Annotated in this window: 23 protein-coding genes; 14 read left to right on the forward strand and 9 right to left on the reverse strand. The window is 60.8% G+C overall.

The genetic code is table 11. From position 1 onward, the window contains the following. Positions 1-25: 25 nt before the first annotated feature. From ABWV89_RS09115 to mutS, 3 genes are read right to left on the reverse strand one after another with little or no spacing between them, the layout of a single operon-like run. Entirely contained in the window at positions 26-898 is an 873-nt protein-coding gene (locus ABWV89_RS09115; protein WP_353395951.1) for an alpha/beta fold hydrolase, read from the reverse strand. Between the two features lie 57 nt (positions 899-955). After that, positions 956-1,786 (reverse strand): proteasome-type protease, encoded by an 831-nt coding sequence (locus tag ABWV89_RS09120; RefSeq protein ID WP_353395952.1) that lies wholly within the window; start codon positions 1,784-1,786, stop codon positions 956-958. Continuing rightward, entirely contained in the window at positions 1,783-4,389 is a 2,607-nt protein-coding gene (gene mutS, locus ABWV89_RS09125) for a DNA mismatch repair protein MutS (protein ID WP_353396076.1), read from the reverse strand. The genes ABWV89_RS09120 and mutS overlap by 4 nt, the downstream gene beginning before the upstream one ends. Positions 4,390-4,631: 242 nt before the next feature. On the opposite strand from mutS, the gene ABWV89_RS09130 reads away from it, so the two are divergent. Next, positions 4,632-7,472 carry an ATP-binding protein gene (locus ABWV89_RS09130; protein ID WP_353395953.1) on the forward strand — a complete coding sequence of 947 codons (2,841 nt, stop codon included), beginning with the start codon at positions 4,632-4,634 and terminating at the stop codon, positions 7,470-7,472. Between the two features lie 34 nt (positions 7,473-7,506). On the opposite strand, the gene ABWV89_RS09135 is transcribed toward ABWV89_RS09130, so the two are convergent. Next, positions 7,507-8,433 carry an inositol monophosphatase family protein gene (locus ABWV89_RS09135; RefSeq protein ID WP_353395954.1) on the reverse strand — a complete coding sequence of 309 codons (927 nt, stop codon included), beginning with the start codon at positions 8,431-8,433 and terminating at the stop codon, positions 7,507-7,509. A gap of 232 nt (positions 8,434-8,665) precedes the next feature. Here ABWV89_RS09135 and ABWV89_RS09140 point away from each other — a divergent pair, with 232 nt between their 5' ends. Both ABWV89_RS09140 and cysE read left to right on the forward strand, forming a co-directional pair. Next, positions 8,666-9,421 carry an RNA methyltransferase gene (locus ABWV89_RS09140; protein WP_353395955.1) on the forward strand — a complete coding sequence of 252 codons (756 nt, stop codon included), beginning with the start codon at positions 8,666-8,668 and terminating at the stop codon, positions 9,419-9,421. A 97-nt stretch (positions 9,422-9,518) separates the two neighbouring features. Further along, positions 9,519-10,292, forward strand: coding sequence for a serine O-acetyltransferase (gene cysE / locus ABWV89_RS09145; RefSeq protein WP_353395956.1), 774 nt, complete (start codon positions 9,519-9,521; stop codon positions 10,290-10,292). 651 nt (positions 10,293-10,943) lie between these two features. Here cysE and ABWV89_RS09150 read toward each other — a convergent pair. From ABWV89_RS09150 to yjgA, 3 genes are read right to left on the reverse strand one after another with little or no spacing between them, the layout of a single operon-like run. Beyond that, a complete protein-coding gene (locus ABWV89_RS09150) occupies positions 10,944-11,420 on the reverse strand; it encodes an FKBP-type peptidyl-prolyl cis-trans isomerase (protein WP_353395957.1) in 477 nt (158 codons plus the stop codon). Between the two features lie 52 nt (positions 11,421-11,472). After that, positions 11,473-12,099: a molybdopterin adenylyltransferase gene (mog, locus tag ABWV89_RS09155; RefSeq protein WP_353395958.1), complete on the reverse strand. Its 627-nt coding sequence runs from the start codon at positions 12,097-12,099 to the stop codon at positions 11,473-11,475. An 18-nt stretch (positions 12,100-12,117) separates the two neighbouring features. Then, on the reverse strand, positions 12,118-12,816 hold the full coding sequence (gene yjgA, locus ABWV89_RS09160) for a ribosome biogenesis factor YjgA (protein ID WP_353395959.1): 699 nt from the start codon (positions 12,814-12,816) through the stop codon (positions 12,118-12,120). 41 nt (positions 12,817-12,857) lie between these two features. On the opposite strand from yjgA, the gene pmbA reads away from it, so the two are divergent. From pmbA to ABWV89_RS09175, 3 genes are all read left to right on the forward strand, one after another. Then, positions 12,858-14,261 carry a metalloprotease PmbA gene (pmbA, locus tag ABWV89_RS09165; RefSeq protein ID WP_353395960.1) on the forward strand — a complete coding sequence of 468 codons (1,404 nt, stop codon included), beginning with the start codon at positions 12,858-12,860 and terminating at the stop codon, positions 14,259-14,261. Between the two features lie 1,072 nt (positions 14,262-15,333). Then, complete coding sequence (locus ABWV89_RS09170) at positions 15,334-15,780, forward strand: GatB/YqeY domain-containing protein (protein ID WP_353395961.1); 447 nt, start codon at positions 15,334-15,336, stop codon at positions 15,778-15,780. Between the two features lie 208 nt (positions 15,781-15,988). Next, entirely contained in the window at positions 15,989-17,224 is a 1,236-nt protein-coding gene (locus ABWV89_RS09175; RefSeq protein ID WP_502903181.1) for an ABC transporter substrate-binding protein, read from the forward strand. Positions 17,225-18,142: 918 nt separating this feature from the next. Here ABWV89_RS09175 and lysA read toward each other — a convergent pair. Beyond that, positions 18,143-19,402 carry a diaminopimelate decarboxylase gene (gene lysA / locus ABWV89_RS09180; RefSeq protein WP_353395962.1) on the reverse strand — a complete coding sequence of 420 codons (1,260 nt, stop codon included), beginning with the start codon at positions 19,400-19,402 and terminating at the stop codon, positions 18,143-18,145. Positions 19,403-19,498: 96 nt separating this feature from the next. Between lysA and ABWV89_RS09185 the strand changes: the two genes are divergently transcribed. Then, positions 19,499-20,404 (forward strand): LysR family transcriptional regulator, encoded by a 906-nt coding sequence (locus ABWV89_RS09185; protein WP_353395963.1) that lies wholly within the window; start codon positions 19,499-19,501, stop codon positions 20,402-20,404. A gap of 141 nt (positions 20,405-20,545) precedes the next feature. On the opposite strand, the gene rpsU is transcribed toward ABWV89_RS09185, so the two are convergent. Further along, positions 20,546-20,758: a 30S ribosomal protein S21 gene (rpsU, locus tag ABWV89_RS09190; protein ID WP_353395964.1), complete on the reverse strand. Its 213-nt coding sequence runs from the start codon at positions 20,756-20,758 to the stop codon at positions 20,546-20,548. Positions 20,759-21,406: 648 nt separating this feature from the next. Between rpsU and ABWV89_RS09195 the strand changes: the two genes are divergently transcribed. From ABWV89_RS09195 to ABWV89_RS09225, 7 genes are all read left to right on the forward strand, one after another. Next, positions 21,407-21,781 carry a bleomycin resistance protein gene (locus tag ABWV89_RS09195; protein ID WP_353395965.1) on the forward strand — a complete coding sequence of 125 codons (375 nt, stop codon included), beginning with the start codon at positions 21,407-21,409 and terminating at the stop codon, positions 21,779-21,781. 156 nt (positions 21,782-21,937) lie between these two features. Continuing rightward, positions 21,938-22,501, forward strand: coding sequence for a DUF8453 domain-containing protein (locus ABWV89_RS09200; protein WP_353395966.1), 564 nt, complete (start codon positions 21,938-21,940; stop codon positions 22,499-22,501). A 104-nt stretch (positions 22,502-22,605) separates the two neighbouring features. Continuing rightward, positions 22,606-23,520 (forward strand): DUF4365 domain-containing protein, encoded by a 915-nt coding sequence (locus tag ABWV89_RS09205; protein ID WP_353395967.1) that lies wholly within the window; start codon positions 22,606-22,608, stop codon positions 23,518-23,520. Between the two features lie 78 nt (positions 23,521-23,598). Beyond that, positions 23,599-24,198 carry a hypothetical protein gene (locus ABWV89_RS09210; protein WP_353395968.1) on the forward strand — a complete coding sequence of 200 codons (600 nt, stop codon included), beginning with the start codon at positions 23,599-23,601 and terminating at the stop codon, positions 24,196-24,198. Positions 24,199-24,320: 122 nt separating this feature from the next. Continuing rightward, positions 24,321-24,704 (forward strand): hypothetical protein, encoded by a 384-nt coding sequence (locus tag ABWV89_RS09215; protein ID WP_353395969.1) that lies wholly within the window; start codon positions 24,321-24,323, stop codon positions 24,702-24,704. 43 nt (positions 24,705-24,747) lie between these two features. Beyond that, on the forward strand, positions 24,748-25,941 hold the full coding sequence (locus ABWV89_RS09220; RefSeq protein ID WP_353395970.1) for a serine hydrolase domain-containing protein: 1,194 nt from the start codon (positions 24,748-24,750) through the stop codon (positions 25,939-25,941). An 87-nt stretch (positions 25,942-26,028) separates the two neighbouring features. Further along, on the forward strand, positions 26,029-26,547 hold the full coding sequence (locus ABWV89_RS09225) for a P-loop nucleotide/nucleoside kinase family protein (protein WP_353395971.1): 519 nt from the start codon (positions 26,029-26,031) through the stop codon (positions 26,545-26,547). Positions 26,548-26,592 lie beyond the last annotated feature (45 nt).

Raw genomic sequence — 26,592 nt, forward strand, 5'->3', positions numbered from 1 at the left:
ACAGGCCAAAGGGTAGAGACTTTTGTCAAGACCGCTGAACGGGTTCGTGACTTAGGTCCTTGTTCATGGATTTGATGGCTGCATCGACAAGCGCGGCCGTCTCCAGCGGCTTCTCCATCGGAAACAGATGGCTGCCGGGCGTGATGGTCAGGCGAGGTGGCGCATCGGTACCGATGACCTTGCGGGTCATGCGCAGACCCACATGCCGCAGCTCGGTAGATTCCTGTCCGCCGATGAATGCCAGTGGGCATTGCAATGGGTGGCGGCGCAGAAGACTGTCCACGTTGTGCGGCAGGGTGTTGTAGATCAGGGTTTCGACATCGCGGTCGAAAGAGAGGACGCGCTGTGTGGAGCCGTCCGGTAGCACGTGGTCGTGCGTGCCATGGTCGACATAGTCTTGCAGCACTTGGGGGTCCCAGCGGGCAAAGGCGCGCTTGTGCTGAAAATGACTGAGCACATCGTCCCGGCTGGGCCAGCTGTTGCGGCGCTTGCGGCTGACGCGCCCGGGGGACAGCGAGCCGGCCAGCTGCGTGTGCTTGGCCAGGCCCAGCACATTGGCTTTCCAGCCACTGATGAGGGGCGAGTCCAGCATGACCACGCCGGCGATTGGCTTGCCCGCCAGCACAGGGTGCACGGCCGCGCACATGCAGCTGAGAAAGCCGCCCAGAGAGTGGCCGACCAGCCAGAGCTCGCCTTCGTGACCGGCGGCTTCGGCGTTGATGTAGTCAGCCAGCTGCTGGATCAGGTGGGGCCAGTTGTTGGTGACCGGGTAGCCGGGATCATGACCGATCTTCTCCAACCCCCTGACCGTGTAGCCCCTGGCCCGCAAGGACTTGAACATCACCGAGTAGGTGCTCAGCGGAAAACTGTTGGCGTGGGAAAAAACGATCAGGGACATTCGTCGTGATGGCAGCGCGCAGGTAGCGCTACCGGGCGGGAAAAAGGTGCAACCCGCTCAGTCGGTGAAGCGCTGGCGCGGGTCGGAAATCTTGCGCAGTTCCGAGAGGTGCTCGCCCCGGTGGAGGATGGGCGTGTCGGTGGGGAAGCGCCCCCAGCTGGGATCGTCAATGCTGACAAACGCGTCGTGCAGTTTCTGGCCCCAGGTCGAGCGAAGCATCTGGAAATACGGATTCTGCTCATCAATGCAGGCAAGGCGGTCACATTCGAGACGGTTGGCCTCGTAGACCGCCATGTCCAGCGGAAGACCGACCGACAGGTTGGATTTGAGTGTGGAGTCCATGGAAACCAGCAGGCATTTGGCGGCTTCGTCCAGTGGCGTGTCCATGTTGATGACGCGGTCGAGCACGGGTTTGCCGTACTTGGATTCGCCAATCTGGAAAAACGCGGTTTCGGCCGTGGCCTCGATGAAGTTGCCCGCCGAGTAGATCTGGAACAGGCGCATGCCTTCGCCGGCAATCTGGCCGCCAAAAATCATGGATACGTTGAATTCCACACCAGAGTTTTTCAGGGCTTCTCCGTCGCGCCGGTAGACGTGGCGCACGGCCGAGCCGAGGACGCGAGCTGCGTCGAACATGCTGGCGGCGTTCCAGATGGTGATGGGTTCTTCGCTGTCAGGGTCGTGCAGGTGCTCGGTCTGCAGGATCTCGCGAATGGATTGTGAAATGCTCAGGTTGCCAGCTGAGAGCAGGCACATGAAGCGGTCGCCCGGCTTCTCGTACACCATCATTTTTCGGAAGGTGCTGATCTGGTCGAGGCCGGCGTTGGTGCGGGAGTCGGAGAGGAAGACCATGCCGGCCTTGAGGCGGGCAGCGACGCAGTAGGTCATGATGGGTGTTTCAAAGAGAGTTTCTTCAGCAAATATAGCTGTTCCAGCGCTTCCCGGGGGGACAGCGCGTCGGGGTCAATGTGCGCCATGGCCGCGTCCAGGGGAGAGGGCTCCGGGTCGTCGGCCACAGGTGGTGGCGCAAACAGGTCCACCTGCTCGCGGCTGTTCTCGCTTTGCGCTTCCAGCGAGGTCAGCGTGTGTCGGGCCTGCTGCACCACGGCCGTGGGAACGCCGGCCAGGCGGGCGACCTGAATGCCGTAGCTGCGGCTGGCCGGGCCGGGTTCGATCTGGTGCAGGAAGACAATGCCGGACTTGCCGTTGCCTTCAACCGCACTCACGTGCACGTTGACCGCCTGGTGCTGGCGGGCGGGCAGCTCGGTGAGCTCGAAATAGTGGGTGGCAAACAGGGTGAAGCACTTGACCTTGTCATGCAGGTAGGTGGCGATGCCACTGGCCAGTGCCAGACCGTCAAAGGTAGAGGTGCCGCGCCCGATCTCATCCATGAGGACGAGGCTGTTGGGCGTGGCCGCGTGAAGAATTTGTGCAGCCTCGGTCATCTCGACCATGAAGGTCGATTGCGCATTGGCCAGGTCGTCGGCGGCCCCGATGCGGGTGTGAATGGCATCGATCGGGCCGAGGCGGCAGGTGTCTGCCGGCACGCGGCTGCCCATGCTGGCCAGCAACACAATCACGGCCACCTGGCGCATGTAGGTGCTTTTGCCGCCCATGTTCGGGCCGGTGATGACCTGCATGCGCTGCTTGGGGCCAAGTGCTGTGTCGTTGGCGATGAAGCTGCCGCCCGAGGTTTCGTTCAGGCGCGCTTCCACCACCGGGTGGCGCCCGCCCCGGATCTCGATGCAAGGCTCGTTGGCAAACGTGGGCGTGGTCCAGCCGAGTGTCAGGGCACGCTCGGTCAGGGCACACAAGGCGTCCACCGAAGCCATGGCGCGGGCCAGGCGAGTCAGCGGTGTGATGAAGGCCTGCAGCTGGTCGAGCAGTTGTTCGTAGAGAAACTTCTCCCGGGCCAGCGCACGCTCTTGTGCAGAGAGGGCCTTGTCTTCAAAGGCCTTGAGTTCGGGCGTGATGAAACGCTCGGCGTTCTTGAGCGTTTGGCGACGGCGATAGTCTTCTGGCACGCGGCTGGCCTGACCGGCCGTGACTTCGATGTAGAAGCCGTGCACCTTGTTGTATTGCACCTTCAGGTTGGCAATGCCAGTGCGCTCGCGCTCCTTGGTTTCCAGTTCGATGAGGAAGCTGTCGCAGTTGTTCTGGATGCCGCGCAGTTCGTCGAGCTCGGCGTCGTGACCGTCGGCGATGACGCCGCCATCGCGCACCAGCACCGAGGGCTCTGGCGCAATGGCGCGTGCGAGCATCTGGGCGGCATCTGTCGGGGGCGAGAGGTCGTGGCCCAGTTTGGCCAGCAGTTCGTCTTCGTTTTCGCAGGTGGCAGCCAGGCGTTGGGAAAGGGCGTCAGCCCGTTCCAGCGATTGCAGCAAACCCACCAGTTCACGCGGTTTGACTTGCCTCAGTGCAATGCGGGCGGTGACCCGCTCCACGTCGTTGGCACCCTTGAGCGTGTCGCGCAGGCCGGACCACAGCTGTGAGTCGGCGAGCTGGCCGATGGCATCGAGCCGGGCGGAGGCCACGCTGCGATCGCGCGGGGGCTCCAGCAACCATTGCTTGAGGCAACGGCTGCCCATGCCGGTGCGGCAGGTATCGAGCAGGGAGAACAGGGTAGGGCTGGTTTCACCGCGCAGGGTGTGGGTCAGCTCGAGGTTGCGCCGTGTGTTGATGGGAAGGTCTATCAGCTCATCGTCGCGTGCGACCTTGAGGCTGCGCACGTGGGGCAGCTGGCCGCCCTGCGTATGCTCGGCATAGTTGAGCAGGGCAGCGGCTGCGGCATGGGCATCGTGCAGGCTTTGGGCATCCCATGCCGCCAGGCTGGCGGCCTGCAGTTGCTCCAGCAGCTTGCGCTCGCCCAGGCCGCTGTCAAATGCCCAGGCCGGCCGTAGCACGGCCACCGTGCGCTGGCCATTGGGCAGAGGCTGGGCTGTCAAAGTGAGCAGGCGTTGCTCGAACGTGTTGCTGGCGTCCGCGCTGTACACCACCTCGCTTGGCCCAATGCGGGCGATCCAGTCACCCAGCGCGTCAGATTCGCATTGGGCCAGATACACGGTGCCCTGCGTCACGGCCATCCAGGCCAGGCCACAGCCTGTGCGCGCACCCGGGTGGACGCTGAGCAACATGGCTTCTGACTTGTCGGACAGCAACTCGCTGTCGGTCAGCGTGCCCGGGGTCACGACGCGAACCACTTTGCGTTCCACCGGGCCTTTGGACGTGGCCACGTCTCCCACCTGTTCACAAATGGCCACGGATTCGCCCATCTTGATCAGACGCCCCAGATAGCCATCCACCGAATGAAAAGGTACCCCTGCCATGACCACCGGTTTGCCACCCGACTGTCCACGCTGTGTGAGCGTGATGTCCAGCAATCGCGCGGCTTTCTCGGCGTCTTCAAAGAAGAGCTCGTAAAAATCGCCCATTCGGTAGAAAACGAGGGTGCGCGGGTACTCTGCCTTGATGGTCAGGTACTGCTGCATCATGGGGGTGTGCTTGACCGTGTCGGAACTCACGATATGCCTGGGTACGCTAGGGTATTTGAAGGATCGGATACTTTATCAGTTCGAACCCTGATAGTTTCAGGGCTTGATGTACTGGAAAATGCGCCGAAGGGAGGCGTGGGTTTTGATCCGTCGGGAGTTTTTTCGCGCTGACGTCATCCATGGATGCTGTTGGTGCCTGGCCGCCACGGCCAGCCCTGTGACAGGGAATAGATACGCGTCCAATGGAACATAAGGACTTCACCGATCTGCCTTTTCTCGAGCTGTTCATGGCCAGTCCGATTGCGACGGCGGTCAGCGAGTTGGAGAACGGGCGCATACTGGCCGTCAACAGTGCTTTTGCGAACATGCTGGGCCTGTCGGCGGATGCCATTGTTGGCAAAACCGGTGTGGACGTGGGCGTGTGGAAGTCACCAGAGAGTCGGCAGGCGTTTCTGGAGGGCGGCAAGGATCACACGGATTTGCTCCAGATCCGGCATGCCGACGGCAAATGGCACTGGGTTCGCCTGCACCTGGCCCGTCTTGCGGACCGGGAGGTGCCACTGCTGCTGACGCAGATGATGCAGGAGGACCAGGAGCACCGGGCGCGCATCGAGCACCACCAGACCGCACATGAGCTGATCCAGCAGCTGGAGCTCTACCAGGAAACCGAATCCATGGCCCGTGTGGGCTACTGGATCACCAGCATCGAGTCAAAGGAGGTGCACTGGTCGCCCGGCTTGTACCAGATTGCCGGCTTGCCGCTCACAGAAGACACGCTCGACCTGGCGTCGGCGCGGGCCGGCATTCACCCGGACGATTTTGCCGTCTGGATGGAGGCCAGGGAGGCCATGGATGGCCGTGAAGTCGAGTACCGGTGGAACCGCTCCGATGGCGACATGCGCTGGCTGCGCACCCGCATGCGCCGCCTGACGGCCGGGGTCGATGGCGGGGATGCTGTCATTGGTGTGGTCCAGGACATTTCGTCAGAGCGCGCAGCCATGAACGCGCTGAGCGACCAGCTTCGCTTCATGCACAACCTGGCGGCCCGGGTGCCCGGCATGATGTTCCAGTCGCAGGTGGAGCGCAGCGGAGCCGCCCGGTTCACCTACCTGAGCAGCTCGGCGCGCGAAATGATCGAGGTCGCACCCGAAGAGCTGTACCGCGACGCCTACGCACTGTTCAAGCATGTGCACCCTGATGACCAGACCGTGATCTCGAACGGCCTGGTCAACGCCGTCAAGACCAAGGTGAATTTCCGCCAGACCGTCCGGATGGTGCTGCCGCGCCAGGGTCTGCGCTGGTTCAGCATCGAAGCGTCTCACCAGCGCCTGGGAGATGACGTGGTCGAGTGGCACGGCTTTGCACTGGACGTGACCGAATCCCGCCTCTCTGCGCAGGCGCTCGATCGGCAGCACCGCATGCTCGAGGCGGTGAGGCAGGCGCAATCGACCTTCATCGCATCGGACGACCGCGGTCTGGCCTTCAACCGCCTGCTGGATGCGCTGCAATTGCTCACCCGAAGCTCCTTCGGTTTCATTGGCGAGGTCTTGCATGAGTCCGATGGGCGCCCGTACCTCAAGACCCACGCGCTGACGCAAGTCAAACCGCGCGCCGAAGGGGCAACAGCGCCGAGCATGGTGTTGCACGACCCGGAAACCCTGATCGGGCGGGTATGGGTCACTGGCGCACCCGTGATCTCCAATGATCCGGCCAACGACTGGCGAGCGGGCAGTGCGCAATTGCCTGCCGACCACCCACAGCTGAGCGCCTTTATTGGCGTCCCGGTGTTCGCGGGCAAGCAGCTGGTGGCCATGGTGGGTCTGGCCAATGCCCCCAGTGGGTATTCGATGAGCGATGTGCGCATGCTCGAGCCGGTGCTGGGCACGGTCACGCAGCTGATTCTGGCCTGGCGCAATGACGCCGAACGCCAACGCGCCAACGAGGTCTTGCAGGCCACTTCGGCCGAGCTGGCCGAGCGCACCAGCGTGCTGCAGGCCACACTGGACAGCGTGATCCAGGGGATCATGTTCGTGGACGGGCAGTACCGTATCCGCTTTTACAACCAGCGCCTGCTGGAGCTGCTGGACTTTGACGACGCTGTGCTGGCATCCCAGCCGCTGCTGCACGATGTGGTGCAGTTCCAGAAAGACCGGGGAGACTTCGGCCCCGACTGCGAGCTGGTGGACCAGACCACGCGGCCGTACGTGCAGGGCAACCGTTACCAGCATTCACCCGAGCGCTACATGCGGCGCACCAAGGACAACCGGATTCTGGAGATCTACACCCACAGCCTGCCGCACGGCGGCATGGTGCGTACCTTCACCGATGTGACGTCACACGTGGAAGCCCGTGACGCAGTGCAGGCGCTCAATGCCTCGCTGGAGTTGCGGGTGGCCGAGCGCACGGCAGAGCTGGAACAGTCGCTCAAAGACCTGGAGGTCATCTCGTATTCAATGGCGCACGACTTGCGCGCGCCCCTGCGGGCCGTCAATGGTTTTGCGTCCTTGATCGAGGAGGACGAGAAGGAAAACCTCAGCCCGGGCGCGCTGGACATGTTCGAGCGCATCCAGAAGTCGTCGTCCAACATGGGGCAGATGATCACGGACATGCTCGAACTCATGCGCGTGGTACAGGCTGAGATGATGCCGGTGCCGGTCGACATGGAAGCGCTGGCACGGCTCGCGCAGGACACTTTGCAGTCGTCCAGCCCCAAGGCCTCGATCAGCATTGACTCGCTTCCGGAGGCCATGGGCGACCCGACCTTCCTGCGCACCGTGGTCTACAACCTGGTCGACAACTCGCTGAAGTATTCGCGGGATGTGGAAAAGCCCATTGTGGAGGTGGGCTTCGACAAGAAGCGCAAGGCCTATTTCGTCAAGGACAATGGGATCGGCTTTGACATGGCCAGGGCGCAAAAGCTCTTCGGCCTGTTCCAGCGCCTGCACGCTGGCAGCAAGGTGCCGGGCACCGGCGTGGGCCTGGCCATCGTGGCCAGGATCATTGAGCGCCACGGTGGCCGCATCTGGGCCGAGAGCCGCCCGAACCAGGGGGCCACCTTCTGGTGGACGCTGCCGATGGCCTGAGCCGCTGCGGGGCTCAGCTCAGGCGGGGGTGTCGTCAGTTGTTGGAGCCGTCTTCTTCAGCGGTGTCGTCTTGGGCGGACGGGTCGTTATCTGGCTCAGAGACATTGCCCTCGCGCAGCGACTCGCGCACGGCCGCCTTGTCGCCAGCGGTGGCAAATTTGCTGTACTTGCCCAGAACGCCGACGAGCTGGCCGTAGATCTTGGGGTTGGCGGCCAGACACTCTTTTTGCTCCAGGAAGTTGGCCTCACCTGTGAGGTTGCCGATGAGGCCACCTGCCTCGGTCACCAGCAGTGAGCCGGCAGCCACATCCCAGGGCGAGAGGCCCAGTTCGAAGAAACCGTCGGAGAAACCAGCGGCCAGATAAGCCAGATCCAGTGCGGCCGAGCCGGGGCGACGCACGCCAGCGCAGCGGGGCATGATCTCGGCGAACATCTTCAGGTAAGGCGCGAAGGCATCGCCCGGGCGGAACGGAAAGCCGGTGGAAATCAGGCAGTCGCGCAGCGCGTTGCGCTTGGCCACTCGGATACGACGGTCATTGAGGTATGCGCCACGGCCACGGGTGGCGTAGAACAGGTCGTTGCGGGTGGGGTCGTAAATCACGGCCTGCTCGATCCGGCCCTTGACCATGAGCGCAATGCTCACGCAATAGACCGGGAAGCCGTGAATGAAGTTGGTGGTGCCGTCCAGTGGGTCGATGATCCACACATGATCCTTGTCGCGCCCCTTGCCTTCCTGCCTGCCCGATTCTTCGGCCCAGATGCCGTGGTCGGGGTAGGCCATGAGCAGTGTTTCGATGATGGCCTGCTCGGCGGCGTGATCCACCTCGGTGACGAAATCGTTGGTCTGCTTGGCCGAGACGCGGATCGCGTCGACGTCAAAGGACGCGCGGTTGATGATGTTGCCAGCAGCACGGGCGGCCTTGATGGCCACATTGAGCATGGGGTGGGAAGAGGACGACATGAATTGTGATTCCTGGCCCCGCCAGCCTGGGCTGCGAGGCAGAAAGGATGAGCAAATGGGAAGCTCCGACCCTGGCGATGCAGGGCGGCGACAATAGGGTGATTTTACGGGCAGACTGGCTTTTGCGGTGGATTTCAGCGGATCTCCGGGCAATTGGGCTTTTTTCAGGCTGCCCGGGTGTGACTTTTGAACCGCCGCCCGACGATGGTTCGACCTATTTCGAGATTTTTTCATGCTGACCCGATTCATCCTCATCGAAACCAGCCATGCCGGCAATGTGGGTGGGGCTGCCCGCGCCCTGAAAGTGATGGGCTTCGATGATCTGGTCCTGGTGAAGCCACGCTGGGCCAACGTGTTGCGGCGGGAAGAGACCATTCAGCGGGCCAGTGGCGCCAACGATGTGCTGGACAAGGCACGCATCGTGGAGACGCTGGATGAGGCGCTGGACGGCATCTCGCACCTGTGCGCCACGGCCATGACGCCACGAGACTTCGGTCCGCCCACGCTGGCGCCCCGTGCACACTTCTCTCAGTTGCTCGGTGGCGGAGCTGCCAGCGAAGAGCAGGGTGCCCGGCCACAAGGCGTGGGATTTCTGTTCGGATCGGAACGCTTTGGCATGAAAAACGAGGACGTGTACCGCTGTCATGCATGCTTGAGCATCCCGACCAACCCCGGTTTTGGCTCGCTGAATCTGGCGGCGGCGGTGCAGCTCATTGCCTACGACTGGCGCGAGGCGCTGGGCAGCTTCCCGCTGGCGCCGGCCACTGATGAGCAGGCACCCGCCGACGCCAGGTCGGTCTCCGGCATGCTCGATCACCTGGAACAGGCACTGGTGGCGGTGGATTTTCTGGACCCGGCGGCTCCCAAGAAGCTGATGCCGCGTCTGAACCAGTTGTTCAACCGTGCCGACCCCACCGATGAGGAAATCCACATTCTTCGTGGTGTTGCCAAAGCCATGCTTCGCACCGCAGACAAGGCAAAGCGCTAGACTGTGCTGACGCGCCATGGCAGTTGCCGGTGGTGCGAGGCAGGGTTGACAGCCCCCTGCATTCGCCAGTTCACTTTAGGGAAGCCCATCTTTCGTCATGTTTGACCGACTCCGTTCCGACATCCAGTGTGTTCTTGAGCGCGACCCGGCTGCTCGCAGTACATGGGAAGTCGTCACCTGTTACCCGGGCCTGCACGCTGTCTGGCTGCACCGGCCTGCGCACTGGTGCTGGAACAACGGCCTGAAGTGGCTGGGGCGGTTCATTTCGCACATGACGCGCTGGCTCACAGGCATCGAGATCCATCCGGGCGCCACCATCGGCGAACGCGTGTTCTTCGACCACGCCATGGGCACCGTGGTGGGCGAAACGGCCGAGATCGGTGACGGCTGCACGATCTACCAAGGCGTGACCCTGGGCGGTACCTCGCTCTACAAAGGCACCAAGCGCCACCCCACGCTCGGCAAGGACGTGGTGGTCTCGGCCGGTGCCAAGGTGCTGGGCGGGTTTGAAGTGGGCGACGGCGCCAAGATCGGCAGCAATGCCGTGGTGATCAAACCTGTGCCAGCCGGTGCCACAGCGGTAGGCATTCCTGCCCGCATCATCCCTTCCAAGCAGGGTGAGAGCGCCGACGTCACCAGCGACGAAAAACCCAAGTTCCAGGCCTACGGCATCACGCAGGAAGACGACCCGCTTTCGCAGGCCATGCGCGGCCTGATCGACAGCACCGCCAGCCAGGAGCACCAGATTGCGCTGCTGTGGAGCGCGATCGAGAAGCTCGCTTGCGCGCAAAAAGGTGACTGTGTGCCGGACGACGCCGCGAAGGAAGAGCATTTCGAGGCTGAGAAGCTCAATCAGCTGGTAGGGAAGTAGGACGCCCCCTGCGCCGAAGGATCTGACGCCCCCTGCGCCGCTGCGCGGCTTCCCCCACTGGGGGACGTTACCTACCGGCCGGGAAACCCGGACTGGTGGCAACCTGGCGCGGTTTGGTTGCTTAAGGCTCGTAGTTTCTTCCTGCCGTTCTGCTTTCTCTTCTTCTCTTCTTTCCCCCCTATCCCCCCAGCCCCCTTTCCACCCCGCCGGGCGGAAAGGGGGAGCTCTCATTTGGCTTCTGGTCTCCGACTCGGCTTCTACGGCTCGAACCGTCGCCACTGTGGCTTGGGGTACAGAGGTTTCTCCAAAGCTGTCGTAGAGGCATCGACCTTGGCCTTCGCTCCCACGGCGCCCAGCTGACGTTGCCGCTGCGCGGCTTGTCAGTTGGGCGCTTGCTTCGCGCGTGCCAGACTCGTTGGCCAGAAGTGTCTCGCCAGCAGCGTGCCAACGAGCCGCGAAGCTGAAAGGTTGGCAGGCTGCCTTGGGCACACCTAGGGCAGGCGAAGTCTCTACGACTGCACCTCGTACCCAAAGCCGCCTCGAGTGGGGCGGCGCGGTCAAGCCAAGGGCGCGGCGGATCCGGGTTTCCCGGTCCGCATCGCGCCGCCCCCTTGAGGGGGACGCGCGCAGCGCGGCGGGGGTGAGCTGATTTCAGTGATGATGCCCGTGCTCACCATGCGCATGCCCATGCGCCACTTCCTCGTCACTGGCCGCCCGCACTTCCAGCACCTTGAGCTGAAACATCAGCGACTGGCCGGCCAGGGGGTGGTTGCCATCGAGGTGCACGGTGTCGCCCTTGATCTTCATCACGGTGAAGACTTGCTCGTTGCCGTCGTTGTCGCGGCCCTGGAGCTGGCCGCCTTTTTTGACGCCGGGCGGGAACTGGCTTTTGGGGATGGTGGTCACCAGCTCTTCGTCACGCTCGCCGAAGGCGTCGGCCGGGGCCAGCGTCACCGTGGTCTGGTAGCCCGCTTCCTGGCCTTCGAGGGCGTTCTCGATGCCCACCAGCGTGTTGCCATAGCCGCCATGCAAATAGCTGCGCGGGGTCTTGCCGTCTTCCAGCAATTTGCCTTGGGCATCGCTGGCGCGGAAGGTGAGGGTGACAACGGTGTTCTTTTCGATTTTCATGATTGGTCTTGTCAGTGAATGGCTGCCATGTTGTGGGCTTGTTGAGTGCCCATCACTTCTTCTTCGGACGGAATGCCTTGCAGACTTCGTCGCGGGTGGCGATGTACGGGCCGCCGATCAAGTCCACGCAATAGGGCACGGCGGCGAAGATGCCTTTGACTTTCTGGTTGCCTTCGGCGTCCTTCAGCCCTTCGAGCGTCTCGGCGATGGCCTTGGGCTGGCCGGGCAGGTTGATGATCAGGCTTTCGTCACGGATCACGGCCACCTGGCGCGAGAGGATGGCGGTGGGCACAAAGGCCAGGCTGATCTGGCGCATCTGTTCGCCGAAGCCCGGCATCTCCTTGTGGGCAACCGCCAGCGTGGCTTCCGGGGTGACGTCTCGCTTGGCCGGGCCGGTGCCGCCGGTGGTGAGCACCAGAGAGCAGCCAGCGTTCACCAGCTCGATCAGGGTTTGGCTGATGCCGTCCTGCTCGTCCGGAATCAGGCGCTCCTCAAAGGTGATGGGGTTGTGCAGGGCCTTGCCCAGCCATTCCTTCAACGCAGGCAGGCCCTTGTCTTCATAGACGCCGGTGCTGGCGCGGTCAGAGACGGAGACGATGCCAATGCGGATGTTGTCGTAGGTGGTGGACGTGTTGTTGTTGCTGCTGTTGTTGCTCTCGGTCTTGGATGCTTCGCTCATGTCAGGCTTTCGTTCGCTTCAGTCTCGGTTGTCCATGTCGGCAGCGTCGTCGCCGCTCTCTGCTTCGTTATCGTCACCATCCACATCTGCCGCTTGTTGTTTGAACGCTGCTTTGACCAGCTGGAAAATCTCGCGGTAGGCCTTGGCGTGACGGACGGCTTCGCCCGGGCGTTCCTGACTGGCCGTGGCTTTGGCGTCCTTGCGGGCCTGGCGAACCAGTGCGCGCAGGTGCTGCACCTCGGTCTCGGGGAAGCGCTCCAGCCAGGCGGTCATGGCGTCGTCGCTGTCAATCAGCTTGTCGCGCCACTGCTCGGCCTGGTGCAGTGCCATGGTTTCCTTGGCGGAGGGCTTGCGCTGCTCTTCGAGAGCTGCTTCGGCCGCTTCGATGATGGCAGGGTCGAGCCGGCGCATGAGCTTGCCGATGTACTGCATCTGGCGGCGCTTGCCCTCGAAGTTGGTGATGCGCTTGGCTTCGGTCAGCGCATCGATCAGCTTTTCGGGAATGTCGTGCTGCTCGCGCAGCCGCTTCATCAGGTCACTGCGCAGGGTGAGCAAGTCCTCACCCAGGGCCTGCAGGCGGTCGCTGAGCTTCTTCAGATCCGTTTTGCTCAGGCCATCTGTGCCTTTGAGTTCCTGTTTGAGCTCCTGGTCGAGCTCACTTCCCGCGGCCACGAAATGACCCCGAACGAAATAACCTTTTGTGGATTTACGCGCCATGAATAACCTTTTGAAGGGCGGCCATTATCATAGCCCTCACCATGAATAAACCTGCCAAATCCTCCCGCAAACCCCTCGAAGGGTTCCAGTACTCGCGCCACCAGTTCGAAGAAGTGGTCGATCGAGCGCTCAAACACGCCAAAAAACTGGGTGCTGCCGACGCTGGGGCGGAGGTCTCGGAAGGGGCCGGTCTGAGCGTTTCGGTACGCAAGGGCGAGCTGGAGAACGTGGAGCGCAACCGCGACAAATCTCTGGGTGTGACGGTTTACCTGGGCTCGCGCCGGGGCAATGCCTCCACGTCTGACTTCTCGCGGCAGGCGATCGAGCGCACGGTGCAGGCTGCATACGACATCGCCCGCTTCACCGCAGAAGATCCGGTCGCCGGTCTGCCCGACCCGGCAGACGTGGCCAACACCTACAAGGATCTGGACCTGTTTCATCCCTGGAGCATTTCGTCTGACGAGGCGCTGCAGCTGGCCCTGGAGTGCGAGGCGGCAGCGTTTGCCACCTGCCCGTTGATCTCCAACAGCGAGGGCGCCGGCGTTTCGGCCCAGCAGTCGCACTTCTTTGCCGCCCACATGCGCGGTGGCGAGCGGGGCAAGAGAGGCATCTTCAGCGGCGGCTACGCCAGCTCGCGCCACAGCCTGTCCGTGGCGCCGATTGCCGGCGAAGGCGAGCACATGCAGCGCGACTACTGGTACACCTCGCAGCGTTCCCCGCGCGACATGGCCAGCCCGGCTGTGGTGGGCCGCTATGCAGCAGAGCGGACCCTGGCCCGCCTGGGCGGCCGCAAGATTGCCACGACCGAATGCCCGGTGCTGTTTGATGCGCCTCTCGCGGCCGGCCTGCTGGGTGCCTATGTGCAGGCCACCAGCGGCGGTGCGCTCTACCGCAAGACCTCCTTTCTGAACGAAAGCCTGGGCCAGACCGTGATGGCGGGGCATCTGGACATTGTGGAAGACCCGTTCATCAAAGGCGGCAAAGGCAGCTCGCCATTTGACGATGAAGGTGTCAAGACCCAGAAGCGCAAGGTGCTGGACGCCGGGGTGGTGCAGGGGTATTTCCTGTCTACCTACTCGGCCCGCAAGCTGGGCATGCGCACCACGGGCAACGCCGGTGGCTCACACAACCTGACCCTGACCAGCCGATTGACTGACAAACGTGACGATCTGGCGGGTATGTTCCGCAAAATGGGCCGGGGCCTGTTCGTGACCGAACTGATGGGGCAGGGCGTCAACTACGTCACTGGCGACTACTCACGCGGCGCTTCCGGTTTCTGGGTCGAGAACGGCGAAATTGCGTATCCCGTGCATGAAATCACCATTGCCGGCAATCTGAAAGACATGTTCATGGGCATTGCCGCTGTGGGCGCGGATGCGTACAACTTTGGCGCCAAGACGACGGGGTCGATTTTGGTGGAGAAGATGAAGGTTGCTGGGAGCTGATAGGACGCCCCCTGCGGCGCTGCGCGCCGTCCCCCACTGGGGGACGTTGCCTACCGGCCGGGGAACCCGGACCGGTGGCAACCTGGGTTTGGATTGAAATGGATGCCTACGGCTCTTGGTTTCTTCCAGCCATTCTGCTTTCTCTTCTTCTCTTCTTTCCCCCCCTATCCCCCCAACCCCCTTTCCACCCCGCCGGGCGGTGATGGAGCACACCCCCGCCGCGCTTCGCGCGACCCCCTCAAGGGGGCGGCGCGATGCGGACCGGGAAACCCGGATCCGCCGCGCCCTTGGTTTGACCGCGCCGCCCCACTTGAGGCGGCTTTGGGCGAATCCACTGTTGAAAGTACTTCGCCTGACCTTGCTGTGCCCACGACAGCCAATCAGCATTGCCGCTGCGCGGCTCGCCGGTTGCCTGCGGGCGAGACAACTCAGGCCAACGAGATTGGCAACGCGTGAAGCAAGCGCACAACTGACAAGCCGCAAAGCGGCAAAGTCAGCTGGGCGCCGTGGGCGTGAAGACCACGCCCGAGGCTCCTACGACAGCCTCAGAGATATGCATGTTCCACCAACCACAGTGGCGACGCATCGAGCCGTAGAAGCGCAGCCAGAAACCAGAAGCCAAATGTGAGCTCCCCCTTTCCGCCCAGCGGGGTGGAAAGGGGGTTGGGGGGATAGGGGGGAAGGGCGAGGTCGTCGCCAGACAACGCCGCAGGCGCAGAAGAAACAACGTCCTGTTTGAGGCAATAAGAGCGAATGCCTCCAGCGCTGCTGGCGCAGCTTCCTCCACTGAGGGACCGCACGTCGCCGTCCGGGCAAGTCGGTTATGCCGCACCCTCCGCCTTGCATGTACGCCTTAGAAGCACCATGCTTTGTCCCAAACCGTCCGCTTGAGGGGGGCACGTTCAGCACTGCGATGCGGAAAGCGGGTTAAGGGGGCAAGGGAAAAAGTCGGAATGAAGAGCCAGATGAAGAAGCGAGACGAAGGAAGATGGACTCCTCCAGCATCAGCGAAAATCCCTCTCACTCCTTCCAAAGAAATCTCTATCTACCTTTTCAGCGAGAACACTTCATCATGAGCCTGAAGAACCAAATCACCGAAGACTTGAAATCCGCCATGCGTGCCAAAGAGATGGAGCGTCTGGCGACGATTCGTTTGTTGCTGGCCGCTATCAAGCAAAAGGAAGTGGATGAGCAGATCGAGCTGGACGATGCCGCCGTGGTGGGTGTGCTGGACAAGCTGGTCAAGCAACGCAAGGACTCGATTGAGGCGTTTGAGAAGGCTGACCGGCAAGATCTGGCGGACAAGGAGAAAGGGGAGCTGGCAGTGCTGTCGGCCTACCTGCCCGAGCGCATGACGGCTGACGAGGTGATCGCTGCCGTCTCAGCCATCGTGGTGGAAGTGGGTGCCAGTGGCATGGGCGACATGGGCAAGGTCATGGGGGCTGCCAAGGCGCGCCTGGCGGGCAAGGCCGACATGGCGCAGGTTTCGGCTGCAGTCAAGGCAGCACTGGCTGGTTGATCCAGCGCAGGCCAGACAGACGGGCCAAGCCACAGAAGAATCGAGAAGCAGAAGGCAGTGAAGGAAAAAACCCGATAGCAAAAGCGTGCAGGATCTGACGTTTGACTGACGTTTGCCGGCTTCCCGAGGGGAAACCGCAAGATACGCGAAAGGTGTCGCCGCCTAGACTCTGTTTGTCACAAATGGAAACAAGGTCTGGAGCGACAACATGCCGTCTGCCTTCTCAACAAAGGTCATCAAACCACTGGTCTCTTCCCTGGCAATGCTGGGGGCTGCTCTGTTGCCCTCGATCGGGCTGGCTCAGGGCAGCAGCGCCATGGAGCCGGTCAAGATCGGCGTCATTGGCCCTTTCACCGGGCCATCGTCTGACTTCGGCCAACCCATGCTCAAGGGCGTGGAGCTGGCATTTGGCGAGATCAACTCGGTCGGCGGCTTTCTGGGGCGTCCGTTCGAGCTGGTGAAGATGGATGACCAGGGCAAGCCGGATGTTGCCCTGGCCGCATCTGAAGAGCTGGTCAAGCAAGGGGTGGTGGCCACCATCGGGTTTTGCAATACCGGCAATGCGCTCAAGTCGATCAAGACGTTTCAGGACGCGCAGATCCCCCTGATCGTTCCCTGCGCCACGGGCACACCCATCACCGCCACTTTCCCGGCACAGGAAAGCTACATCTTCAGAACCTCGGCACGCGATGCCATCCAGGCCCCCTTCGTGGTGGGGCACCTGGTCAAGCAGGGCTGGACCAAAGTGGCCATCTTTGCAGACGAGACCGGCTATGGTGATGCCGGCTTGCGTGATGTGGTGGCTGCACTGGAAGCGCGCAAGCTCAAACCGGTGCATGTGGCCCGCTTTCCGTTGGGCGTGAAGGACCTGACGGCCGAGCTGCAGGCAGCACGAGCGGCAGGCGCCAACGCCATCTTCAGCTACACGGTGGGCCCGGAAAACGCCACCATTGCCAAAGGGCGCGAAGCGCTGAACTGGAAAGTGCCACAAGTGGGCGCATGGCCGTTGTCGTTTCCGTTCTTCATCAAGGGGGCCGGTGCTGCCGCAGAGGGCGCTCTCATGGCGCAGACATTCATTGCCGAGCCCAGCAACGAGCGCCGGGCTGCCTTTCTGACGGCCTATTCACGCGCCTACCAGGAGAAGATCCCGGTGCCCATGGCCGCAGCACAAGCCTATGACGCGGCCTACCTGCTGACCTATGCGCTGTTCACCATCAGAAGCGGAAAATTCACCGGCCCGTCCGTCAAGCAGGCGCTGGAGAACATTCCACGTACCTACTACGGCGTTGTCGCCACTTACGAGCGCCCCTTCTCAGAGGAAGACAAGGACGCCCTGACCGAAGACATGCTGGTGCTGGGTAAGGTCAGAGACGGCGTCATTACATTTGCCATTGCGGGCGATGCGAGGCGGAACCTGATTGTGAAGAGGAAGAAGACAAAGTAAGGGACGCACCCCCGCCGCGCTTTGCGCGTCCCCCTCAATGGGGCGGCGCGATGCGGACCGGGAAACCCGGATCCGCCGCGCCCTTGGTTTGGCGGCGCCAGCTTGCTGGAGGCTGCTTTGGGCGAAGCACCAAGTCTCTCAGCTCAAACGCTCTTTCCTCCCCCCCCTATCCCCCCAACCCCCTTTCCACCCCGCCGGGGCGATAGAGAAATGCACCCCCGCCGCGCTTTGCGCGTCCCCCTCAATGGGGCGGCGCGATGCGGACCGGGAAACCCGGATCCGCCGCACCCTTGGCTTGACCGCGCCGCCCCACTCGAGGCGGCTTTGGGTACGAGGTGTAGTTGTAGAGACTTCGCCTGTCCTTGGTGCGCCCACGGCAGTTAACCGGCATTGCCGCTGCGCGGCTCGCCGGTTGCCTGCGAACGAGACATTGCAGGCCAACGAGATTGGCAACGCGTGAAGCAAGCGCCCATCTGACAAGCCGCGCAGCGGCAAATTCAGCTGGGCGCCGTGGGAGCGAGGACAAACGCCGAGGCATCTACGACAGCCTCAGCGAAATGCAGGTACCCCAACCACGGTGGCGACGCATCGAGCCGTAGAAGCCGGGTCGGAGACCAGAAGCCAAATGAGAGCTCCCCCTTTCCGCCCGGCGGGGTGGAAAGGGGGCTGGGGGGATAGGGGGGAGGGCGAGGTCGTCGCGAGACAGCGCCGCAGGCACGGAAGAAGCAACGTCCAGTTTGAGGCAACAAGAGCGAATGCCTCAAGCGCTGCTGGCGCAGCTTCCCCCACTGGGGGACGGCGCGTTGCCACCCGGGAAACCCGGACCCGCCGCGCCCCCGGCATTGCATATCAGCCTTCGTGGCGCCGCAGGCTACAAACAATCTTCACAGATCGCGCCTGAGGTGCAACGAAGAATCATCAAACTTCTTCCAACCTCAGCAACTCTTCCACCGTCTGCCGCCGACGAATCAGGCGATGAGAGTCCCCATCCACCAGCACCTCCGCCGCCAGCGGCCGCGAGTTGTAGTTGCTAGACATGGAAGCGCCGTACGCGCCGGCGTCGTGAATCACCAGCAGGTCGCCCACTTGCGCTTCGGGAAGTTCACGCGTGAACACCACGCCGCCTTCGCCCTGGGTGAACACGTCGCCTGATTCGCACAATGGCCCGGCCACCACGGTGGGCACGGTTGTGCTGGGGCGCTTGCCTGCATCGGTACCAGCGGGCAACACGCTCATGGCGTGGTAGGCGCCGTACATGGAGGGGCGCATCAGCTCGTTGAAGCCAGCGTCCACCAGCGTGAAGCGGTTGCTGCCCATTTGCTTGGTGGCGCGCACTTCCGTCACCAGCACGCCGGCTTCGGCTACCAGGTAGCGGCCAGGTTCCAGTTCCAGGTGCACATCGCGGCCGAGGTGGCTGGCGATCTCGCGGCGTGCCGCGTCCCACAGGCCGAAGTAGTGTTCGGTGTCAATGCGCGGGTCGTCGTCGCGGTAAGGAATGGACAAGCCGCCGCCAGCGGAAATGGCTTCGAGCGTGATGCCGGCGTTCTTCACCAGGTCCACCATGGCGCTGCACACCTGCTGCAGGTGACCGTAGTCCACGCCAGAGCCAATGTGCATGTGCAGGCCCACCAGGTGCAGCTTGTGCGCGTGCACGGCAGCCAGCGCTTCTGGCAGGTCGGTATGCCAGATGCCGTGCTTGCTGTGTTCGCCACCGGTGTTGGTCTTGTTGCTGTGGCCGTGGCCAAAGCCGGGGTTGATGCGCAACCACACGCGGTGGCCAGGAGAGGCGTTGCCCAACTGATGCAGCATGTCCACCGAGCCAACGTTCACCGGCACCTCGTGCTCCACCACCGTGGCCAGGGTGGCGTGGTCGAACACGTCCGCCGTGAACACGATGCCGGAAGCCCCGCAGGCCGCAGGCGCCGCGGTGTAGCCCGCTTTGAGCGCTCGCAGGATCTCGCCGCGAGAGACGGCATCCACCACCACGCCTTGCTCGCGCATCAGGCGCAGCAAGTGGATATTGGAGTTGGCTTTTTGCGCATAGCGCACCGTGTCAAAAGCCTTGAGGTTGGCCACCCGCTCACGAATGGTGGGAGCGTCATACACCCACAGTGGGGTGCCGTGTTGCTGGGCGAGGCTGCGAAGCAGCTCAGGAGAAAAGCGCAGATCTTGTGTCATGACGCCCATGGTCGGCGACTCAGTCCATATTTGCAAATGCTTTGATTTGTTGAGATCATTCAAATTCGATATGAATATGAATGATCCAGGACAACCATGAATACCCAGGGCCCACGGCTGACGCACCGCCAGATAGAGCTGTTTCGCGCCGTCATGCAGACGGGCCAGGTCACGCGTGCGGCAGAGCTGCTGCACACCTCCCAGCCCACTGTCAGCCGCGAGCTCGCACGCCTGGAGCAGGTGTTGGGCATGGTGTTGTTCGAACGGGTCAAAGGCCGGCTCAAACCCACCGTCCGCGCACTGGCGCTGATGGACGAAGTGGAGCGCTCATTCGTGGGGCTGGAGCGCATTGCCGCGACGGCCGAATCCCTGCGCTCCTATGCACAAGGGCGTTTGCAAGTGGGGTGTTTGCCAGCGCTGGCGCAGGCGTTGCTGCCCACCGCCTTGCAGCGCTTCGCGCAGTCGCAACCCATGGCGTCGGTGAGCATTGACCCGCTGGAGTCACCTCTGCTGGAGTCCCAGCTGTCCGAGCAGCGCTTTGACCTTGGCCTGACGGAGCGGCGCGAGGCACCCGCTGCCTGCACGCTGGAAACCCTGGTGCTGGCCGACGAAGTGTGTGTCCTGCCGGCGGGTCATGCATTGGCGCGCAAACCGGTGCTGGCACCTGAAGATTTTGCCGGCGAGGCCTTCATCAGCCTGGCACCGGGCGACCCCTATCGCCAGCAGATCGACTCGGTGTTTGCCTCAGCAGGCGTGGCCCGCCAGCTTCGGGTGGAAACGCCCAGCGCCGTCTCGGTGTGTGCCATGGCTCGGTATGGCGTGGGGGTGGGCATCGTCAACCCGCTCACCGCTGCCGATCAGGCCTCGGTAGCGCTGGTGGTGCGCCCGCTGACAGTGAGCATCCCTTTTCACGTGGCGCTGGTCACACCGGTGTACAGGGCAGAGCATCCGCTGCGGGCAGTGCTGGCCAAGGCACTGCGCGACGCCGCGAAGGCGCAGTGACGAGGGAGCGAGCGTTTGCTGTTGCGGGGTTGGGGTGAACAAAAAGAAAAGCCCGCCGCGGCGTCCCGGGCGGGCTTTTCTTGTTCTTCGGTGCGACACCGAAGCGCAGACTACCGATTAATCAATCAATCGATCAACCAATCAGTACATGCGCTTGGGCAGCTGCATCGAACGCACGCGCTTGTAGTGGCGCTTGACGGCGGCAGCCTTCTTGCGCTTGCGCTCAGCCGTTGGCTTCTCGTAGAACTCGCGTGCGCGCAGTTCGGTCAGAAGGCCCAGCTTTTCGATGGTTCGCTTGAAACGACGCAGAGCCACGTCAAACGGCTCGTTGTCTTTAACTCGGATGGTGGTCATGAGTAAAGATTTTCCAAATGTGCGGTGAGAGGAGGCTCGGGAAGATCAAGTCCGGCTTCGTCATCGCGGTATCTCCGTCACTGTGAACTAGTATTGGCAGACGGAGTATTGCCAGCAAAGCCCACGATTATAGCGGGTTTTGGCGCACTAGCAAGCGCTTCGCGGGGTGTTGGGAACTCGCTCGTACCGCACGGTGACTGCCCGGCGTGTCAGAAGGGCACGGGTTGTGGCGCTGGCTGCACAAGTGGCCAGGGCGTGCGGGCCCGATGCTGGACACGGCGGGCTGTCGCCGATAGGCTTGAGTCCAGACAATCGTTCGAACCATCGAACATATAAACAAGGACAAAGACGCTTTCGTGCGCGCTCAAGCTCCACAAGCTTGCGCTGCGCCGCGAAGCCACCGCCACCGACACAGGCACAGGCAAAAAGGAGGAGCCGGTCGGTCGTCGGGTTTGTCGATTTTGTTATACCTGTACAAATGCACATGAATATGCGCTACAGGATTGATTTAAAAAGACTTTTCTAGATCTCGCATGACTTTGTTTAACGGCAAGCATTGTGGGTATCCGACGTTTTGCCGTTTAAATCAAAGTAAGACGGCACTGAAACGTAGCGCGAGGAGTTTCGGCCGAGTGGAGAAAAAGATCCGTGACTGCTAAGCATATCGTTCCAATAATCCGCGTCTCAGATATCGAGTTGGCCCTCGACTTCTACTGCAAAGGATTGGGTTTCGCTAAAGACTTCGGTTACTCAGCGAGCGCAAGTGGGCCGCACTATGCTGGACTGTCACTCGACAGCAATCTGTTGCACCTGTCCACATTCGCCGGTGACGGGGTGGTGGGGACCGCAACCTATTGCTACGTCGACGACATCGATGCCATGTACGCAGGTTTCAAGGCTCGTGGCCTGGTGACCGAAATGAAACCAACGAACCAGGGCTGGGGCATGCGCGAAGTCTATGTGCGCGACCCGGACGGAAACAGTTTGCGTTTCGGTAGTCCGATGCCTGGGCCGGTCAACTAATGGCTCGGTCCATCAAGTGCACCACGAAACACGCAGCGCAGGTGCCGCCTAACATGACGCTGCAACGGCCCTGTCGCCTTTTCACGCGGTTTTTTTGCGCAAGCCCCGCGCCAATGCGCCAGGCAGCTGAGCTTGGCCGTTGGGCATCACAAAGACATGACTGAGCTAATCGCTCTTCTCAAAACTGACGCGAACGCAGTTAACGCGTTCGGGGCGCTCGCCAGCGCCATAGCTGCATTCTTGGCGCTTGTTGTTTCAGGCATTTCTGTCTGGATTGCGCTCCGGGCCATGAGCGCGCAGCAAAAGCACAACGAGCTATCTGTCAGGCCTTTGGCGGAAGTTACCGTTGCCGACTACGAAAATAGCTTGCGGGTCAAAGTACGGAACAACGGTACTGGCCCAATGATCATCACCGCCGTGCAAGTATCAGATGGAACAGACCTCAAGGCGTGCGTAGTCGAGTGGATGCCTCCATTACCGGCAGGGCGGCCATGGAACACTTTTTCACATGAACTCAAAGACAGAACGCTACAGCCGGGCAGCGAGATAGTGCTTCTCGAGCTAACGGAATATGACGGGGAGCGGAACTACGCCGCTTGTAGAGAAGCGGTTCGGGCAGCCCTCGCACCTTTGACGATTTCTGTGAGCTACACAGATGTGTACAACAAGGCAATGCCCGTCAGGGTTAAGCAGTTATCGTGGTTTGGGCGCCATAAGTGATGCCCAACAATCGTATCCAGTCGACGTATTTGCCTCCGCTTCGCTACGGCAAAGCCGCGGCTGATGCGTGGCGTTATACCTAGTAGGCGATAGGAGAGATAAAGGTGGCCGGAGGAATCGCAAAGAACGCACATGAAGGAACGCGATCAGAGTACTTAGCGCAATACGCTCTCTCTACGTTCGGCACGTCAATTCCTGCTCCCCACCCTGAAGATTCCGGAATTGACTTGTACTGCACTCTTGGCAGAAGGGTCGGACGTCGGTTTCTGGTTGAGAATCAATATTTGGTTCAGGTCAAGAGCACTAAAGATCCGATAACATACACGGGAGAAGATGACGTCAAGTGGCTTCTTTCTCACAACTACCCATTCCTCGTGTGTGTGGTAAATAAGAAATCGCTTCAGATCGACCTTTATCAGACGCTTGCGCTTTCAATGCTTAGAACAAAAGGGGTAATAAAAAATATTTCGTTGGTGTTCGAGATGTCTCCTGCTAACGAATATTTTCCACAATTGATTGAAGCCGAAAGTGTTACTATTAATCTCGGTGAACCAATTGCAAGCTTTTCGGTGGCATCCCTCGTTGAAGAGAAAACTAAATCAACCATCGCAGAAACAATAAGGTCTTGGGTTGAACTGGATCAGGAGAATCTTGGACTAAAGGAAACTGGGTTCACTATGTATCGCGTACCGACATCCTGGAATGCGAATCAACCCATACTACCACTAACATTTGTAGGCAACTTCAAGGATAGTCTTGCAAGCAAGGAAGTCCAGCAAAAATTTGATAATCTATTTTTGAAACAACTCTCCCAACTTGTAAACCAATGGGCATCCACAAAGAACATGGCCAACTACACACGGCTCACAGATTTTATTCGTTTCTATACCACAGTCTCGCCGCTGAGAAGTTGCTTTGGAGCCCGAATTCTCCAGTTTTCGATTAACGCTGGAAATGAATACCTTGGATTGCCGGATAGGATTTCTATTGCCGAGGTTCCTGACAAGAAGGATGCATAGTACGTTGCTTCACCTGACCAAAAACCGCGATGCGATTTTCGTCAGGTAAGCTAGGCGTCATGCATCGAAGGAAAGCTCGTGACTCACAGGAAGAATCTGCATCACGTCAAAACAGTCGCTGAGTTTGAGGCTGGCTATTGGTATGCTTCAGAGTTAAAGCAATTTGCAAAAGAAATTGGTGTGTCTGGCGGCAATAAGCTAAGAAAAGACCAGCTGGAAAGTATTGTAAAAAGCCATATTCAAGGTGGCGTGCCATTTGAGAATTCGAAATCAAAGGGTTTAAAATCTCAAGGGACTGATACTCTGGCGCTTGATCAGGCAATAGAAAACTACGTTAGCAACAAGAAGACAAAGTCATTCATTGTGAGTGAGGCTCAAAAGATTGCCCCTGATTTGCCCAAGAAATCCGGGGTATGGTACTGGACCAATCGTTGGCGTGAAGAGCAGCTAGAGAAGAGTAAGAGAATTACGTATCGAGATCTAATACAGCACTTTGTTAAGTTAAGCACTCAGGAAGGCAGGCTTCCACAAATTCCGTCTGCACGCTTTAACAATTTCATTACTGATTTTCTCGCGGCCAATGAGGGTGGCAGAGAGGAAGCAAGAATCGCATGGGAAAAGTTGAAGACTTTGGATATTCCCAAAACTTATACTGCGTGGAAAAGTCATAATGCATGACAAGGCCAACCACAATTGCTCGCAAAAGAAAGTGCTGGCTGGACTCGCTAACGCACGAGCGTTCGCAGATCGGATCAGCATGGGCTGCCTATGATCTTGCCAGCCGTTGATTGAAGATACCCATGAAGCGCGCGCACCTGTTGGCTCACCTGCTCGTCCCGGCGTTGATTGCGCTGTTGGCGCTTCTCATGTCTCTGCGCTATGAGCCATTCTCAGGCGAGCTTCTTGTTCCACATCTGGTCTGGGGCTATCTGTTCTACGCGGTTCCGCATTTGCTTTGGGCTGGCCTGTCGGCTGCATTGAGGCCATCGCTCGTTGTTTGGCATTCCGGTTTCGTTACTTCGTCGGCTTCGCTGGTTTTCGTTGGAGCGATGTCTGTCTGGGGGGCTGGCGACCCTTCCGGTCTCCCGTATCAGTGGCTCGTTTATTTGCCGCTGTGTGGGTTCCTGGCGATGGCAGTTCTCGGTGCCTGGTTTCTGGCGGGACGGCCACGCGCCAGTACCTGAACCTGCCTCCAACCCTTGAGGCCTCCTGACATATCGTCGTTACATGCCTGTTGTCTCAATCGTGATCATTGTGCTGGCGCTGGCGGCCCTGCCTGGCGTCGCCTGGCTGAGGCGCCGGCTGGCCCATCCGGCTGACAGGCATGGGCTTCAATCTGCCATGGATGATGAGGTGGCCAAGTTTGCGAAGCGAATGCCTGATCTTGGCTTGGTGATTGGCGTCCTCAAGGATGGCGAGGCATACACAAAGGGTTATGGACGAGTGCGCGCAGATGGCTCAGGTGGCGCCGAAGCGCCGGACGAGACGACAGTGTTTCAGATTGGGTCGGTGAGCAAGGTATTTACCGCCGCATTGCTCCAGATCCTGTGCGATGAAGGCCGTCTCAGCATGGACGCCACGCTGCGGGAGCTGCTTGGCGACTCGATGCCTTTGTCTCCAGCCGTGCAGCAGGTGACGCTCAGGCAGCTCGTGACGCATACGTCTGGCTTTCCGAGCATTCCGCCTTCGCTCCTTGCCTGGATGACTGCTGCCGCCAAAGGCAATGATCTGATGCTGGACCCCTATGGCCCACTGGGGGCGGATCAGATCTTCGAGCATTTGTCTGTTGCTGACGGAAAGAAGAAGCCAGGCCGTTTCGAATACTCCAATTACGGCATGGGCTTGCTGGGGCATTTGCTCGAGAAACTCACTGACCAAAACTACGAGTCGTTGCTTCGGGAGAAGATGCTGGCGCCGCTGGGCATGGACCACACTGGCGTCCAGATGTCCGAGTCCATGCAGGCAGCATTGGCGCAGGGTCACACGGGCAAAGGGTCACCAACGCCGATCTGGCGCTTTGGTGCGCTCTCTGGTGCGGGCGCGCTGAGTTCCAATGTGCACGACATGTTGAAGTTCATGCAGGCCAACCTGAACGAAGGAGATCTGCTGTGGAAGCCATTCGCGAAGATGCGGGAGCCGCAATTCAATGGGGACTCCGGCATCGGCTGGATACAGCCATCGTTGTTGGACAGGCTGTTGGGCAACCAGACAATGGTCTGGCACAACGGCATGGTCGGTGGTTATGCTTCCTATCTGGCCATTGATGCAAAAACGAAATCCGGCGTCGTCATTCTGGCCAACACAGCCGTCTCTCTTGACATGCTGGGGATGATGCTCATGCGGCAGGTGCGCACACAGTCCTGGTCTGCGGGTTTGCTTGCTGAGCGTATGCCCGTGCATTCATCTGGCGGAACTGCATGAGCCGCCGCCGTCTTCGCTGAATCTGAGTCAGGGCGCCTGGCGGGCCGTGTGTCTGGTGATCGGTGAGGCCGAAATTCTGCAGGGGCAATGAACGATATGGATGACAGGATGCAAGTGAAACCGGTGGTGTTTTTCCTCTGCGGAAAAATGGGGGCAGGAAAGTCCACCACGGCGTTACGGCTGGCCAAAGACACTGGGGCGGTGCGGATATCGGAAGATGAGTGGTTGACGCAGCTGTACCCGGAGGAGATCCGCTCGTTTGACGACTACCTGCGCTGCTCGGCCCGGCTCAAGCCGCTGGTGAAGTCGATGGTGCAGTCGTTGCTCCCCAAAGGCGTTGCGGTTGTTCTGGATTTTCCCGCCAATACCCGGCGCCAGAGAACGTGGCTGAAGTCTGTGTGCGAAGAGGTGGGTTTTGGGCACAGGCTGATTTATCTTGAAGCAGATGACGAGGTGTGCCTGGCGCGCCTTCGGCGGCGCCGTGAAGAGCAACCGCACCGGGCTGATTTCGACAATGAGGCGGTGTTCAGGTCGGTGACCAGTCATTTCGAGCCTCCTGCCAGCGATGAGGGCCTGACTCTCGAGGTGCAGCGTCAGGCCTCGTGACAGCGTTTGCTTGATGACACAAATGGAGACGAGGCATCGGTCGCC

The organism is Hydrogenophaga sp. 5NK40-0174 (genome assembly GCF_040372165.1).
GTDB lineage: Bacteria > Pseudomonadota > Gammaproteobacteria > Burkholderiales > Burkholderiaceae_C > Hydrogenophaga.

What these genes read in the sequence shown, in the direction of transcription:
- ABWV89_RS09115 (WP_353395951.1), bottom strand. Translation starts at nt 898, where the DNA reads ATGTCCCTGATCGTTTTTTCCCACGCCAACAGTTTTCCGCTGAGCACC.
- ABWV89_RS09225 (WP_353395971.1), top strand. Translation starts at nt 26,029, where the DNA reads ATGAACGATATGGATGACAGGATGCAAGTGAAACCGGTGGTGTTTTTC.
- lysA (WP_353395962.1), bottom strand. Translation starts at nt 19,402, where the DNA reads ATGACACAAGATCTGCGCTTTTCTCCTGAGCTGCTTCGCAGCCTCGCC.
- mutS (WP_353396076.1), bottom strand. Translation starts at nt 4,389, where the DNA reads ATGATGCAGCAGTACCTGACCATCAAGGCAGAGTACCCGCGCACCCTC.
- cysE (WP_353395956.1), top strand. Translation starts at nt 9,519, where the DNA reads ATGTTTGACCGACTCCGTTCCGACATCCAGTGTGTTCTTGAGCGCGAC.
- ABWV89_RS09170 (WP_353395961.1), top strand. Translation starts at nt 15,334, where the DNA reads ATGAGCCTGAAGAACCAAATCACCGAAGACTTGAAATCCGCCATGCGT.
- ABWV89_RS09200 (WP_353395966.1), top strand. Translation starts at nt 21,938, where the DNA reads ATGACTGAGCTAATCGCTCTTCTCAAAACTGACGCGAACGCAGTTAAC.
- ABWV89_RS09175 (WP_502903181.1), top strand. Translation starts at nt 15,989, where the DNA reads ATGCCGTCTGCCTTCTCAACAAAGGTCATCAAACCACTGGTCTCTTCC.
- ABWV89_RS09140 (WP_353395955.1), top strand. Translation starts at nt 8,666, where the DNA reads ATGCTGACCCGATTCATCCTCATCGAAACCAGCCATGCCGGCAATGTG.
- mog (WP_353395958.1), bottom strand. Translation starts at nt 12,099, where the DNA reads ATGAGCGAAGCATCCAAGACCGAGAGCAACAACAGCAGCAACAACAAC.
- ABWV89_RS09130 (WP_353395953.1), top strand. Translation starts at nt 4,632, where the DNA reads ATGGAACATAAGGACTTCACCGATCTGCCTTTTCTCGAGCTGTTCATG.
- ABWV89_RS09215 (WP_353395969.1), top strand. Translation starts at nt 24,321, where the DNA reads ATGAAGCGCGCGCACCTGTTGGCTCACCTGCTCGTCCCGGCGTTGATT.
- pmbA (WP_353395960.1), top strand. Translation starts at nt 12,858, where the DNA reads ATGAATAAACCTGCCAAATCCTCCCGCAAACCCCTCGAAGGGTTCCAG.
- rpsU (WP_353395964.1), bottom strand. Translation starts at nt 20,758, where the DNA reads ATGACCACCATCCGAGTTAAAGACAACGAGCCGTTTGACGTGGCTCTG.
- ABWV89_RS09150 (WP_353395957.1), bottom strand. Translation starts at nt 11,420, where the DNA reads ATGAAAATCGAAAAGAACACCGTTGTCACCCTCACCTTCCGCGCCAGC.
- ABWV89_RS09135 (WP_353395954.1), bottom strand. Translation starts at nt 8,433, where the DNA reads ATGTCGTCCTCTTCCCACCCCATGCTCAATGTGGCCATCAAGGCCGCC.
- yjgA (WP_353395959.1), bottom strand. Translation starts at nt 12,816, where the DNA reads ATGGCGCGTAAATCCACAAAAGGTTATTTCGTTCGGGGTCATTTCGTG.
- ABWV89_RS09185 (WP_353395963.1), top strand. Translation starts at nt 19,499, where the DNA reads ATGAATACCCAGGGCCCACGGCTGACGCACCGCCAGATAGAGCTGTTT.
- ABWV89_RS09220 (WP_353395970.1), top strand. Translation starts at nt 24,748, where the DNA reads ATGCCTGTTGTCTCAATCGTGATCATTGTGCTGGCGCTGGCGGCCCTG.
- ABWV89_RS09120 (WP_353395952.1), bottom strand. Translation starts at nt 1,786, where the DNA reads ATGACCTACTGCGTCGCTGCCCGCCTCAAGGCCGGCATGGTCTTCCTC.